This is a genomic window from Streptomyces sp. NBC_00358 (assembly GCF_036099295.1).
Taxonomy (GTDB): Bacteria; Actinomycetota; Actinomycetes; order Streptomycetales; family Streptomycetaceae; genus Streptomyces.
Map to the genome: position 1 here is coordinate 2349861 of NZ_CP107976.1, position 14911 is coordinate 2364771.

Annotated in this window: 5 protein-coding genes; all 5 read left to right on the plus strand. The window is 75.2% G+C overall.

Translation table 11 applies throughout. The features are described from left to right. Position 1 precedes the first annotated feature (1 nt). From OHT01_RS09760 to OHT01_RS09780, 5 genes are read left to right on the plus strand one after another with little or no spacing between them, the layout of a single operon-like run. Entirely contained in the window at positions 2–1399 is a 1398-nt protein-coding gene (locus OHT01_RS09760) for an MFS transporter (RefSeq protein ID WP_328552736.1), read from the plus strand. Next, positions 1383–4934 (plus strand): amino acid adenylation domain-containing protein, encoded by a 3552-nt coding sequence (locus tag OHT01_RS09765; RefSeq protein ID WP_328552737.1) that lies wholly within the window; start codon positions 1383–1385, stop codon positions 4932–4934. Before OHT01_RS09760 ends, OHT01_RS09765 begins: the two co-directional genes overlap by 17 nt. Continuing rightward, positions 4919–5971 (plus strand): MupA/Atu3671 family FMN-dependent luciferase-like monooxygenase, encoded by a 1053-nt coding sequence (locus OHT01_RS09770; protein WP_328552738.1) that lies wholly within the window; start codon positions 4919–4921, stop codon positions 5969–5971. The genes OHT01_RS09765 and OHT01_RS09770 overlap by 16 nt, the downstream gene beginning before the upstream one ends. Then, positions 5968–10746, plus strand: coding sequence for a non-ribosomal peptide synthetase (locus OHT01_RS09775; RefSeq protein WP_328552739.1), 4779 nt, complete (start codon positions 5968–5970; stop codon positions 10744–10746). The genes OHT01_RS09770 and OHT01_RS09775 overlap by 4 nt, the downstream gene beginning before the upstream one ends. Beyond that, a complete protein-coding gene (locus tag OHT01_RS09780; protein WP_328552740.1) occupies positions 10743–14909 on the plus strand; it encodes a non-ribosomal peptide synthetase in 4167 nt (1388 codons plus the stop codon). Before OHT01_RS09775 ends, OHT01_RS09780 begins: the two co-directional genes overlap by 4 nt. Positions 14910–14911 lie beyond the last annotated feature (2 nt).

Consider the following 14911-nt stretch of genomic DNA (forward strand, 5'->3'; position numbering starts at 1 on the left):
CATGCTGGTCTGGTCGGGCCAGGCCGTCTCACTCGTCGGCAGCGCGGCAGTGAGGTTCGCCTTCGTCGTGGACGTCTGGTCCACCGGGCAACGGGCGAGTGCGGTCACCGCACTCTCGCTGTGCGCACTGCTCCCACAGGCGGTCCTCAGCCCCATTGCGGGCGCAATCGTCGATCGCATGCGCAAGCGGTCCGCGCTGCAACTGGCCGACGCCGGCGGCCTCCTGATCGTGGGCTGCCTCGCCCTGCTCCACTACCTCGGGCTGCTCCACTCCTGGCAGATCTACGCGGCCACCACCCTGCTCGGCGCCTGCGCCGCCTTCCAGTTCCCGGCGCTGTCCTCGGCCGTCCCGCTGCTCGTCCGCAAGGACCAGCTCGGGCGCGCCAACGGGCTGCTGGCCGGCGCCAAGAGCGCGGCGAGCATCGGCGGCCCGGCCCTGGGCGGGGTCATGCTCGCCCTCTTCGGGATAGGCCCGACCCTCCTGGTCGACCTGGTGAGCTACGCCCTCGCCCTGATCGGCGTACGACTGGTGCGGCTGACCGGCGACCGGCCCGCGCCGCCGACGGCCGGACCGCGCCGCAGGATCACCGCGGAGTCCGGGGAGGGCCTGCGCTATCTGTTCCGCACGCCCGGCCTCAGGGACCTGATCGTCAACTTCTGTGTCGTCAACCTGGTCATGGTCTTCGGCTTCGCACTGATCCAGCCCATGGTGCTGCTGCGGGCCGACAGCGCCGCGCTCGCCACGGTCAACACCGCGATCGGCGTCGGCGGAGTCGCCGGCGGTGTGCTGATGGCCACGTGGGGCGGGCCGCGCAACCGGGGGCGCTCGATGATGCTCGGGATCGTCGGGATGTGCCTGTCCGCGCTGGTGGGCATGGCCTTCGCCGACGGGGTGGCCGGCTGGTCGGCGGCCGTGCTGATCGGCGCCCTGCTGATGACGGTCGTCAACTCCCAGATGCAGGCCATCGTGCAGACCAAGGTCCCCCAGGAGTGGCAGGGCCGGGTCTTCGGCGCGGTGATGTTCCTCGGCTACATCTCCGTGCCGCTCGCCACCGCCCTGTCCGGCCCGCTCGCCGACCATGTCTTCGAGCCTCAGGCCGCCCACGGCACGGGGCTGTTCACCGTCCTCGGCCCGCTCCTCGGCGACCGTCCCGGCAGCGGCATGGCGGGGATGTTCCTCCTCGCCGGACTGGCCGGGATCGGGGTCTCGTTGTGGGGGCTGGCCAGCCGGAACATCCGCGAGATCGACGTGGTGCTGGCGGACGTGGACGTCCCGGACCCGGACACCGTGCGGGACGGCGCGCAGGACACCGCGGACACCGCTGACACCGCTGACACCGCTGACACCGCTGACAGCCAGAACGCCCAGGAAGGAGCCCGGGATGAAGTGCGTGCATGAACTCGTCGAGGACCGGGCCCGGTCGGCGCCCGGTGCCACCGCGCTGATCGACGGCGACGACCGGCTGGACTACGCCGAACTCGACGCGCGCGCCGCCAGGACGGCGGGGCTCCTCGCGGAGCGGGGCGTACGGCCCGGTGACACCGTCGGCGTGTACCTGGAGCGGTCCGCCGAGCTGGTGGTGACCGTCCTCGGGATCCTCAAGGCCGGAGCCGCCTATCTCGTCCTCGACCCCGCCTTCCCGGTGGCACGCCTGCGGGCGATGGCCGCCGACGCGGCCGTCACCGCGCTGGTCGCACCCCGCACCGGCCTGCCGACCGGCGTCGACGCGGCCGTCGTGCACCCCGAGGACGCGGCGAGCGCCCTCCCGCTGCCCCACGGCGCGGTAGCCGTACGCCCCACCGATCGCGCCTGCGTGATGTTCACCTCGGGCTCGACCGGGCGGCCCAAGGGCATCGCCTCCCCGCACCAGGCCGTCACGGCCACCCTCACCGGCCAGGACTTCGCCTCCTTCGGCCCGGGTGCCGTCTGGCTGCAGTGCGCGCCCCTGTCCTGGGACGCCTTCGCGCTGGAACTGTGGGGCCCGCTGGTCAACGGCGGCACCTGCGTGCTCCATCCTCCGGGGCGGCCCGAACCCCTCGTGATGGCCCGCCTGATCGCCGAGCACGGCGTCACGTCCCTGTACCTGTCGGCGTCCCTCTTCAACGTGGTCGTCGACGAGTACCCCGACGCGCTCGCCGGCCCGAGTGAACTCCTCGTGGGCGGCGAGGCGTTGTCGCCCCCGCACGTCGCCCTGGCCCTCGAACGCCGGCCGGGGCTGCGGCTGAGCAACGGCTACGGACCCGTCGAGTGCATGGTCTTCCTCACCGTCCACCAGGTGACCCCCGAGGACCTGCGCACCGGCGGCCCGCTGCCGATCGGCCGTCCGCTCGCCGGAAAACGCCTGTACGTCCTCGACGAGCGGCTGCGGCCGGTCCCGGACGGCGGTACCGGCGAGCTGTACGCGGCCGGCGCGGGCCTCGCCCGGGAGTACGTCGGACAACCCGCCCTCACCGCCGAACGCTTCGTCGCCGCCCCCTCGGGCGAGCGCCTGTACCGCACCGGAGACCTGGTCAGGCGCGGCCCGGACGGCGTTCTGGAGTATCGGGGACGCGCCGACAGCCAGGTGAAGATCCGCGGTTTCCGGGTGGAGCCCGGCGAGGTGGAGAGCGTCCTGACCGGCCACCCCGCCATCGACCGGGCAGCCGTGGTCGCCCACACCCACCCCGCCGGAGACCGCCAGCTCACCGCGTACGTCGTCCCGCGCGGCGGCCGCGAACAGGCGCCCACGGCCGAGGAGTTGCGCACCTACGCCCGGGGCATCCTCGCCGACCACCTGGTGCCGGCCGCCTTCGTGCCCCTGGACGCGCTCCCGCTCACACCGAGCGGGAAGCTGGACCGGGCGGCCCTGCCGGAGCCCGGCTCCGGCTCCGCGCCCGCCGCCTCCGGCAAGGCGGCCGAAGGAACGGTACGCACCCTGTGCGACCTGTTCTCCCACGTCCTCGCGACCCCGGTCGCCCCCGACGACGACTTCTTCCACCTGCGCGGCAACTCCCTCCTCGCCGCCCGTCTGACGGGCCGTATCCGCTCGGTGCTCGGCGTGGAGCTCGACATCCGTACCCTCTTCGAGGCGCCGACCCCCGCACGTCTCGCCCCCTTCGTCGACCGCGCCCCCGCCGCCGCGGCCCCGCCCTCCCCCGCCCCCGCCTCGGGCCCGCTGCCCGTCTCGGACGCCCAGCGGCGCCTGTGGTTCCTCGACCGGACCGGTGCGGGTGCCGCCTACAACCTGCCGATGCTGGTGCGGCTGCGGGGAACGGTCGACCCGGACGCGCTGGCCGAGGCGCTCGCCGACGTGGCCGATCGGCACGAGGTGCTGCGCACGCTCTTCGACGAGGCCGACGGCGTACCCGTACGACGGGTGGTGCGCGGGGCGTCGGCGCGCCCGCCGTTCGCCCGGGTGCGTGTCGGGGCGGCCGAACTGGACGGCCGGCTGGCGGAGGAGGCCCGGTACCGCTTCGACCTGCGTGCCGAACTGCCCTGCCGGGCCGTGCTGTTCACCCTGGAGGAACGCCCGGACGAGCACGCGCTGCTCGTGCTCGTGCACCACATCGCCGGTGACGGGTGGTCGCTGCGGCCGCTGTTCCGCGATCTGTCCCGTGCCTACGCCGCCCGCGCGCAGGGCCGGCCCGCCCGGCTCGGTCCGCTCGCCGTCCCGTACGCCGAACACGCCCGCCGCCGGCTCGACCGGCTCGGCTCCACGGCCGACCCGCGGTCCCCCGCCGCCCGCCAGCTCGCCTACTGGAGCGAGCGGCTGGCCGCGCTGCCCGCCGACGGACCGTTGCTCCCGCGCCGCCCCGAGCGGCCCGCCGTGCCCGGTCCGGACGCCGGTGTCGTCGTACGGCGGCTGGACGCGGCGGCGCACGCGCGGCTCGCCGACGCGGCCCGGGACCGGGGCGCCACGCTCTTCATGGCCCTGCACGCCGCTCTGGTCACCGTGCTGCTGCGGGCGGGTGCCGACGCCGACACGGCGGTGGGCGTGCCGGTGGCCGCGCGGGCGTCCGAGAGCGACGTCGAGGACGTCGTCGGGTTCTTCGTCAACCTGCTGGTCCTGCGCGCCGACGCGTCCGGCGACCCCACCGCGGGCGAGCTGCTGGCCCGGGTCCGGGACACCGGCCTCGGTGCCCTCGCCCACCAGGACGTGCCGTTCGAGGACGTCGTCGCCGCGCTCAACCCGGCCCGCAGGCCCGGTCGGCAGCCGTTCACCGAGGTGGTCCTCGCGCTCCAGAACAACGCCCGCGCCGAAGTGGCGCTGCCCGGCGCCGAGAACGGCGTGGAGCTGGTGCGCACGGGGTCGGCCCGGTTCGAGCTCCTCGTCGACGTCCTGGAGACGACCGGCCCGGACGGCACACCCGGCGGCCTCACCCTCACCTTCGAGTACCGGACCGACTCGCTGGAGGAGCCCTTCGTCGGCTGGCTGGCCGAGGCACTCACTCAGACGCTGGCGGCGGCCGCGGCCGCCCCGGAGACACGCCTGTCCGCACTCGCCCTGCCCGAGCCGCCCCGCCGGGCCGGCGCCGGTGACCGCCTCGCGTCAACGGCCGCCGGACCCGCGCCCACGCCCGAGCACCCCCGTACCCCCCTGGAGGAGCGCGTCGCAGCCGTCTGGCGCGACGTCCTCGGCCTGCCGCGGGTGGGCCGGCACGACGACTTCTTCGGCCTCGGCGGCAACTCGCTGCGCGCGGTGCGGGTCGCCGCCCGCCTCAGCACCCCCGACCGTCCCGTCCCCGCGGCACAGCTCTTCGCCACCCCGACCGTCGCCACCCTCGCCGCCGGACTCGAACGGGCCACGGCCCTCCCCCAGCCGGCCATGGCCCCCATCCCGCGCAGGCCTCGCGTGCCGCGCGTGCCCGACCAGACACCCCAGACGCCCGCGGCGGCAACCGCAGCCCGCCGCGGCACCAGGAAGCAGGAGGACAGGCAGTGGACCTCAGCGTGATGTTCTTCGGTGCCGACAGCACCGCCGCGCAGACCCGGCACGCGCGCACCTACGAGGACATCCTCACGGTCGCCCGCGCCGCCGACCGCCTCGGCTTCCACGCCGTATGGACGCCGGAGCGCCACTTCCAGCAGGTCGGACAGGTCTTCCCGAGCCCGCCGGTGCTCGGCGCGGCACTCGCCGTCGCCACCGAGCGGATCGGGATCCGCGCAGGCAGCGTGGTCCTGCCGCTGCACCACCCGCTGAAGGTCGCGGAGGACTGGGCGGTCGTCGACAACCTCTCGCACGGCCGGGTGGGCCTGTCCGTCGCCACCGGCTGGCACTCCGCCGACTTCGCCCTCGCCCCCGGCAAGTACGCCGACCGCCGCGCCCACACCCTGGACACCGTCCCGCTCCTGCGGTCGCTGTGGGCGGGAGAGAGCGCCGAGTTCCCCGACGGCACCGGGAAGCCGGTGAGCGTGGTGCCCCAGCCGCGCCCGGTGCAGGACACCCTGCCGCTGTGGATCACCACCTCCGGCAACCCGGAGACCTGGGAGGCGGCCGGCCGGCTGCGCTGCGGGGTGCTCGGCGCGACCGTCGGCCAGAACAGGGACGACCTCGCCGACCGGATCGCCCGCTACCGCACCGCCTGTGCGGCCGCCCCCGACCAGCGGGGCACCGACGCGCACGGCCGGGTCACGCTCATGGCACACACCTTCGTGGGCGCCGACGACGCCGAGGTACGGCGGCTGGCCGCCACCCCGCTGAAGGCCTATCTCGCCTCCTACCTGCGGCAGACCGCCGCCAACCGCACCGCCGACGCCGGCACCGCCGCGCTCACCGAGGAGAAGACCGCGCTGCTCGCGGAGTTCGCGTTCGAGCGCTATCTGAGCTGGGGCAGCCTGCTGGGCTCACCCGGGCACTGCGCCAAGATGCTCGCCGATCTGGAGGAGCTGGGTGTCGACGAGGTCGCCTGCTTCGTCGACTTCGGCCTCGGAACCGACGACGTCCTCACGAGCCTGCACCGGCTGGCCGAACTGAAGGAGACCCTGTCATGACCGCCCCCGTCTCCCCGGTCGCGCGGCGCCTCGCCCGGCCCGCGGCCTCCCTCGCCGACCGCTTCAGCGCCCTCGGCGGCGAGCAGCGGGTCAGCCTGCTGCGGCGGATGGTGGAGAGCGGACGCGTGCGGGACATCCCCGCCGTCGTGCCGCCCCGGGACCCCGCCCGGCCCGTCCGGCTCAGTCCCGCGCAGCAGGACCTGTGGGTGTACGAGTCGCTGTATCCCGGCACCCCGGCGCTCAACCTCTGCTGCGCCTACCACTTCGACGAACCGGTGGATCCGGCCCACCTGGAGGCCGCGCTCACCCTCATCCAGGAGCACCACGACATCCTGCGCACCCGCGTACGCGAGACGGCCGACGGCGAACTACAGGTGGAATTCCCGGACTTCGGCCCGTTCACCCTGGAGCACGACGACCTGACCGGCACCGGCACCACCGTCCACCAGGCCTTCGACGCCTTCCGCCGGCGTCCCTTCGACCTCTCGCTCGGGCGGGAGCAGTTGCTGCGCGCCCGCTTCGTCCGCGTCGACGAGCGGCGTACGACGCTGATGCTGAGCATGCACCACGTGATCGGCGACTGGTGGTCCTTCGACGTGCTGCAGACCGAGTTCGCCGAGGCCTACCGGGCGATCCGCGAGGGCGGCCGCCCTCGGCTGACCCGGCCGGCCGTGCAGTACGCCGACTTCTCCGCCTGGCAGGGCGAGTTGGAGGAGGCGGGTGTCTTCGCCGAACGCCTGGCGTTCTGGCGCCGCTACCTCGCCGACCTCCCCGGCCCGCTGGCCGCCCCCGGCCACGGGTCCACCGCCGACGACCCGGACCGCGACCCCGACGAGATCGTCCACATCGGCTTCGACCTCGACGCGCCCACCGCGGCCTCGGTCCGCGCGCTGGCCCGCCGCTCCGGCACCACCGTGTACGGCGTGCTGATGGCCGCGTTCGCGGTGCTCGCGCACCGGGTCACCGGAGCCGAGGACATGGTGCTCGGCACGCCCGTCGCCAACCGCTCCGCCAAGGGCCTGGAACAGGTCATCGGGTACGTCATGAACGCCGTGCCCACCCGCTGGCGGGTGCGCCCCGAGGACGCCTTCGCCGACCTGCTCGCCGTGTTCGCCGCCGACTTCCCCGACCTCGTCGCCAACGCGGACCTGCCGGTCGGACGGATCGTCGCGGCCACCGCACCCGAGCGCAGCCTCGGCCGCTCCCCGCTCTTCCAGTGGGTGTTCATGCACCTGACGCAGCAGCCGAGCGTGTCCGCGGTACGGGAGTTCGCCGAGCCGGAGCGCATCCACACCGGCGGCGAGCACGACCTCGTCGGCGTGGTGAAGGACAACGGCGACGCGATGATCGGCAGCTTCGAGATCCGCACCGACACGTTCTCGCCCGAGGCGGTGCACCGCTGGGCGGAGTGCTACGTCGAGCTCCTGAAGCAGGTCACGGCCGACCCGGCGCTGCGCGTGGCCGACCTCGACATCGTGCCGACGCCCCTGCGCGACCGGCTGCTCGACGCCTCGGCCGGCCCCGCCGCGGGGAAGCCGCTCTCGCTGCCGCTGCTGGTGGCCCGCCAGGCCGCCCGCACGCCCGGCGCCGCCGCCCTCGACACGGGTGCGCTGACCCTGTCGTACTCCCAACTCGTGGACCGCGTCGACCGGTTGGCCGGACTGCTCGCCCGGCACGGCGCCGGACCCGGGCGGGTCGTGGCCCTCCTGCGCGGCCGCGGCACCGACTGGCCGGTGACCGCGCTGGCCGTCCAGCGGACCGGCGCCGCGTATCTGCCGCTCGACCCCGAGCACCCCGCCGAACGGCTGCGCCGCACGCTGGCCGACGCGCGGCCGGTCCTGGTCGTCACGGACGACCCGGCGTTCGTGTGCGCCGAGGCGCCGACGCTGGTCCTGGGCCCGGAGGCGTACGAGGGCGAGCCCTTCAGCGGCCCCTACCCGGACCCGTCCGCCCCCGCCTACGTCATCCACACCTCCGGCTCCACCGGCGCCCCCAAGGGTGTCGTCGTCCCGCACTCCGGTCTGGCCGCGCTCGCCGCGACCCTGTCCGACCGCCTCGCCCTGGGCGCCGGGGACCGGGTGCTCCAGCTCGGCACGCCGACCTTCGACATCTCGGTGGCCGATCTGTGCATGGCGTTCGGCTCGGGCGGCACGCTGGTGCTGCCGCCGGAGGGAATGCTGGTCGGCGAGGACCTCGGGCGGGTGCTGACCGCACGGCGGGTGTCGGCCGTCATGACGACACCCGCGGTGCTGGCCACCGTGCCCACCGGGGTCTACCCGGACCTGCGGGTGCTCGCGGTGGGGGCGGAGGCGTGCCCGCCGGAGCTGGTGACCCGCTGGGCGGTGGACGGACGCGGCTTCCACAACGTGTACGGACCGACCGAGGCGACGGTCGCGGTCACGCTCTGCGACCCGCTGACGCCCGGCGCGGCCGCCCCGCCCCTAGGCACCCCGGTCGCCGGCGCGCAGGTACGCCTGCTCGACGAGTGCCTGCGCCCGGTACCCCCGGGTACCCGCGGCGAGCTCTACCTCGCGGGCCCGCTGGCCCACGGCTATCTGCGCCGCGCCGCCCTGACAGCCGAGCGGTTCGTGGCAGACCCCTACGGTCCCCCCGGCACCCGCATGTACCGCTCCGGCGACCTGGCCTGGCGCGACGACGACGGGACCACCCACTACCTGGGCCGCACCGACGACCAGATCAAGCTGCGCGGCCTGCGTGTGGAGCCCGCGGAGATCGCGGCCGCCCTCGCCGAACACCCCTCCGTCGGCCGGTCCGTGGTCCTGGTCCGGGAAGGACGGGCGGGCCGGCCCCAACTCGTCGGATACGTCGTCCCGGTCGCCGGTCACGCCCCGGAACCGGACGACCTGCTCGCCCACGCCGCCGAACGGCTGCCCGCCGCCCTGGTCCCGGCCGACGTGGTCGTCCTCGGCGCGTTCCCCCTGACATCGGGCGGCAAGATCGACCGGGCCGCGCTGCCCGCGCCCGCACCGCGGGCCGCGAGCCCCGCCGTCCGCCGAGACTCCGCCTCCGCCGCCTCCGCCGCCGAACAGACCTTGCGCACGCTGTACACCGAGGTACTCGGCGCCGGTCTCGACTCCGTCGACGCCGACGGCGACTTCTTCCGGCTGGGCGGCGACAGCATCATGGCCATCCAGCTCGCCGCACGGGCCGCCGCGGCCGGTCTGCTCCTCGCCCCGAGAGACGTGTTCACCGCCCGTACGCCCGCGCGGCTGGCCGCCCTGGCCCGCCCGGCCGCCGTCGGACCGGACACCGGGCCCGACATCCCCGAGGGCCGCTTCCCGCTCACCCCGATCATGCACTGGTGGCGCGAACAGGCCGCCCCGCTCGGCACGTTCACCCAGTCCATGGTGTTCCCCGTACCGGACGGCACCGACCTCGGCCGCGTCCGCGCGGCCGTGGCGGGCCTGGCCGAGCGGCATGCCGCCCTGCGCGTGCGCCTGCTGCGGCACGACGAGCACGCCGACTGGGAACTGGAGGTGGGGTCCGCCGCCGTCCGCGCGGAGCGGGTCGCCGTCCCGGCGCACACCGCACCGGAGGCGCTCGCCGCGGAGCTCGCCCGGACCACCGAACTCGATCCGGAGCGGGGCGAGATGCTGCGGGCCGTCTGGCTCGACGCCGGCCCCGGGCGGGCCGGCCTGCTGCTCCTGATCGTGCATCACCTGGCCGTCGACGGGGTGTCCTGGCGCGTGCTGGGACCCGAGCTGGCCCGGGCGCTGGAGGGGACTGCCGAGGCGGGATCCGGGTCCGGTGCCTCGTTCGTACGGTGGGCCCGACTGCTGCCCGCCGAGGCGGACCGGGCGACCGGCGAACTGGACTGGTGGAAGGGGCAGTTGGCCGGTGCCGAAGAGGCGCGGCTGGCCGCCGGCCGCGGGGTCGGCGCACGCCGCGGCACCGTCACCGTCGAGCTGGACGCCGGGCTCACCCAGGACGTGCTCGTCACCCTGCCCGGAGCCTTCCACTGCGGGGCGGACGCCGTGCTGCTCACCGCCCTGGTCCGGGCGGCCGTACGGCACCGCGGCAGCGGAACGGCCCTCCTCCTCCACCTGGAGGGGCACGGCCGCGAGGCGCTGTCGGCGCCGGTGGACGTCTCCCGGACCGTCGGCTGGTTCATCACCCAGTACCCGGTCCGGCTCGACCCCGGCGCGGACACCGGGGCCGCGGCGCTCAAGCAGGTGAAGGAACAACTGCGTGCGGTGCCCTCCGCCGGACTCGGCTGGGGCCTGCTGCGCCATCTCCACCCCGAGGCCGGCCCCGAACTGGCCGCGCTGCCCGGACCCGACGTCCGCTTCGCCCACCTGGGCCGGATCGCCGGGGACGACGCGGCCGGCGGCCGACTGCTCGACCCCGGGCCCGACGCGGTACCGGTGGCACACGCCCTGGAGATCGACACCCTGGCCCGGGGCACGGAGGGCGAACCGCGTCTGGAGGCCACGTTCTCGTACGCGGAAGGCGTGTTCACCGAGGACGAGGTGCGGGAGCTGGCCCGGCTGTGGACCGGGGAACTCACCGCGCTCGTCGCGGACACGGCGGACGGCCCGGCCGCCACGTACACCCCGTCCGACTTCCCGCTGGTCGAACTGACCCTCGATCAGCTCACCGAGTTCGAGGACGACTTGGGGTTCGAGGACGCGGACGAGACGGAGGGCTCGGACGGCTTCGACGGATTCGACGACTTCGAAGCCGTCGACGACCCGGACGGATCCGTGGACTTCGAGAACTTCGAGGACTTCGAGAGTGAGGTGAACGACCGGTGAGCGGGCGAGTCGACGACGTCCTTCCGCTGTCCCCGGCCCAGGAAGGACTCCTCTTCCAGACCCTCCGGGACACGACGGGCCCCGATCCCTACCTGGTCCAGGCCCGGTTCCGCGTGGGCCCCGGCACCGAGCCGGGCCGGGTGCGGGCCGCGGTGACGGAACTCCTGCGGCGCCACCCCAACCTGCGCGCCTGCTTCCGCCACGAACAGCTCGACCGGCCCGTGCAGATCATCCCGAGCGCGGTCAGGGTGCCATGGCGGGAGGCCGACCTGACGGGGCTCGACCCGGACCGGACGGCCGCCCGGATGCGGCAGCTCGTGCGCGCGGACGCGGCCCGGCGGTTCGACCCGGCCCGGCCGCCGCTGGTGCGCGCCACGCTCGCCCGCCACGACACGGGCGCCGAACTGCTGCTGTCCTTCCATCACATCCTGCTCGACGGCTGGTCCATGCCGGTCCTGGAAGCGGACCTGGCCGCCCTCGTCGCGGGCCGGCCCCTGCCGCCCGCGGCGCCCTACCGCGACTACCTGGCGTGGCTGGCTCGCCGCGCCTCCACCGAGGGGGACAAGGCGGAGACGGCCTGGGCGCAGGCCCTGGAAGGGTTTGAGCCTCCGACGCCGCTCGCGTCCCCGTCCTCCGACGACACCGCGTGCGACCGGGCCCGGGTCCGGCTCTCCGCCTCGGTCACCGCCTCCCTCGTGCGGCAGGCGGCCACGGCCGGTGTCACCCTCAACACCCTTGTCCAGGCGGCCTGGACACTGGTCCTGGCCCGCACCACCGGCTCCCGGGACGTGGTCTTCGGCGCTGTCGTCTCCGGCCGCCCGCACGACCTGCCCGGTGTCGAGAGCATGGTCGGCCTGTTCGTCAACACACTGCCGGTGCGGGTCCAGTTGCGCAACGGTGAGAGCACGGCGGACCTGCTGACCCGTCTCCAGGACGAGCAGGCCCCCCTGGTCGACCACCACCACGCGCGCCTCGCCGAGGTGCAACGCGCCGTGGGCGTGGGGAGGTTGTTCGACTCGGTGCTCGCGTTCGAGAACTTCCCGCAGCGCGCCGAGGACGAGGCGGGCCCGGACGAGCTGAGCCTGCTCCAGGTCACGGACGCGACCCACTATCCCGTGACGCTGGCCGTCGTCGCGGGCGAGCGGCTGTGGCTGTCGGTCGGCTGCCGGCACGGGCTGTCCGCGGCCGCCCTGGCGGACCGGACGGCCCGGGCCCTGGAACAACTGGCGGGCGATCCCGGCCGGCCGGCCGACCTGATCGACGTGCTCCCGCCCGATGAGCACCGACGGCTCCTCGCGCTCGCCACCGGGCCGCGGCGCCCGCTGGCCGATCCGGCCACCGTCACCGGCCGGTTCGCCGCGCAGGCCGCGCGCACCCCGCGGGCCCCGGCCGTCGAGTCGGCCGACGGTACGGTCCTCGACTACGCCGGCCTGGACGCGGCCTCGGACGCGCTCGCCGCCCGGCTGGTCCGGGCGGGCACGGCACCGGGCGACGCGGTCGCGCTCCTGCTGCCCCGCTCGCCGGCCGTCGTCGTGGCCCAGCTCGCCGTACTCAAGGCGGGCGCCTGCTGGCTCCCGCTGGACCCGGCCCAGCCACCGGAACGCCTGGCCCGGCTGACCGGGCGGGCCGGGGTCCGGCTGGTGCTCACCTCGGGCTCCACGGCCGTACAACTACCGGACGCGATACGGACGTTGGACGTGACGGATGCCGAGCAGGAGACCGGGCCGCCTGCCTCCGTTCCCTCCGTGCGCGCCGGGCACCCCGACGCGGCGGCCTGCATCCTCTACACCTCGGGCTCCACCGGCGAACCCAAGGGTGTCGTCGTCCCGCACCGCGGTATCGCCGAGCTCGCCGCCGACGCCCGTTTCCAGGGCGGCGGACACCGGCGCGTGCTCCTGCACGCCCCGTACACCTTCGACTCGGCGACGTACGAGGTGTGGATCCCGCTCCTGAACGGCGGGACCGTCGTCCTCGCCGAGCCGGGCCCCGTCACCCCCGACCTCCTGCGGCGTGTGATCCCCGGGCGGCGGATCACCGCGCTGCTCCTCACACCCGAACTGCTGCGCACCGTCGCCGAGATCGCACCGGAGGCGGTCACCGGGCTCACCGAGATCTGGGCGGGCGGCGACGTGCTCGCACCCGGCACGGTGGCCCGGATCCGGGCGCACTGCCCGGGCACGGCCGTCGTCAACGGGTACGGGCCCACGGAGGCGACCGTCTTCGCCACCGCCCACACCGCCGACGGCGGCCCGGGGGCCGTCCCCGTCGGGCGCCCGCTGGACAACACCCGCGCGTACGTCCTGGACGGCTCGCTGCGTCCCGTACCCGTGGGCGGCACCGGCGAGTTGTACCTGGCCGGGACCGGACTCGCGCACGGCTATCTCGGGCGGCCCGGACAGAGCGCCGAACGGTTCGTCGCCGATCCGTACGGTCCACCGGGCAGCCGCATGTACCGCACCGGCGACCTGGCCCGCTGGACGGTGGACGGCGTGCTGGACTTCGCCGGCCGTGACGACGACCAGATCAAGGTCCGCGGTTTCCGTGTCGAACCGGCCGAGGTGGAGTCCGCGCTCGCGGCCTGCCCCGGTATCCGGCGGGCGGTGGTCGCCGCCCGCCCCGACGCGGCGGGCGGCAAGAGGTTGGCGGCCTGGCTCGTACCCGACGAGCCGCACGACGGGCCGCGCAACGGGCCGCACGACGAGCCGCTGCACGAGGGCTGGGCCGAAACCCTGGCCCGGGCAAGGGAGTTCGCCGCCCGCAGGCTGCCCGCCCACCTGGTCCCGTCCGTCTGGGCCCGCATCGACCACGTACCGCTCACCCGGCACGGCAAGACGGACCGGGCCGCGCTGCCCGAACCCTCGGGCACACCCCCCGCGGCCGTGCCGGGCAGAGCCCCGCGCGACGAGCGGGAACGGCAACTGTGCGCGCTGTTCGCGGAGGTCCTCGGCGTGTCCGGCATCCACCCGGACAGCGACTTCTTCGCGGCGGGCGGCCACTCGCTGACCGCCCTGCGCCTGGTGTCGAAGGCGCAGGCCGCGCTCGGCAGGCCGGTCCCGCTCGCGGCCCTGTTCACGGCACCGACCCCGGCCACCCTGGCGACCCGCCTCGCCGCCGTTCGCACCCCGGCTGCGCTCCAGGCCACCGGCACCGCCCCCGTCGCGGGCCTCACCCCGGTCGCGGGCCCCGGCCCGACCGCGAGCCTTGTCCACGCGGCAGACCCGGCCCCGTCCGCGGGCCTGGTCCATGCCGCAGGCTCCACCCCGGCCATGAGCCCTGCCCAGGCCGCGGGCCCCGCCCCGATCGCAGGCCTCGGCCCGGCCACCGGGCTCGATACCGGCCTCCCTCCCGACGCCGGCCTCGCCCCCGACGCCGATCTGGCACCGCTTCTCACCCTGCGCTCCGGCGGGGGCCGCATCCCCCTTTTCTGCGTCCATCCCGGCCTGGGCCTCGGCTGGTCCTTCGCCGCCCTGCTCCCGCACCTCCACCCCGAGCGGCCGGTACACGCCCTGCAGAGCCCGGCGTTCACCGAAGGGGTGGAGCAACTGCCTTACACCGTAGGGGCGTTGGCCGAGGCGTATGTCGAGCGGATCCGTGCGCTGGTGCCCAGCGGCCCGTACGCGCTGGTCGGCCGGTCGTTCGGCGGTCCCGTCGCCCACGAGATGGCCGTACGCCTGCGCCGGGCCGGACAGGAGGTGCGGCTGCTGGCCGTGCTGGACGCGATGCCGCAGCCGCCCGGCACACCCCGGCTGCCCGCGGACGTGGTCGAGCGGGAGACGCTGCGGATCCTGCTCGACAGCCACGCCCCGGACCGGCCCCCGCCGCCCGGCGCCCTCGACCGGGCCAAGGCGTTCGCGGTGGTCCGCACCGGAGAGAGCCCCCTGGCCGCCTTCGACGACCGGGTCCTGCACACCCTGACCGACGCCGGAGCCCATCACATCCACCTCTCCCGCGCCTGGCGTCCGTCCTCGTACGACGGCCGCACGATCCTCTTCTCCGCCACCCGGGACGCCCACGCCACGACGGCCGAGAAGGCCGCGGCCTGGCGGCCGTTCACCGCGGGCCTCGACGTGCGGGAACTGGCCTGCGCCCACAGCGGCGTCCTCGGACCCGACCCGGCGGCACGCGTCGCCGCGGTCCTCGAATCCATCCTCCGGAAGGACTGACC

Excerpts from the sequence above, each read along its gene's own strand:
- OHT01_RS09760 (WP_328552736.1), top strand. The coding sequence starts at position 2 with ATGCTGGTCTGGTCGGGCCAGGCCGTCTCACTCGTCGGCAGCGCGGCA.
- OHT01_RS09765 (WP_328552737.1), top strand. The coding sequence starts at position 1,383 with ATGAAGTGCGTGCATGAACTCGTCGAGGACCGGGCCCGGTCGGCGCCC.
- OHT01_RS09775 (WP_328552739.1), top strand. The coding sequence starts at position 5,968 with ATGACCGCCCCCGTCTCCCCGGTCGCGCGGCGCCTCGCCCGGCCCGCG.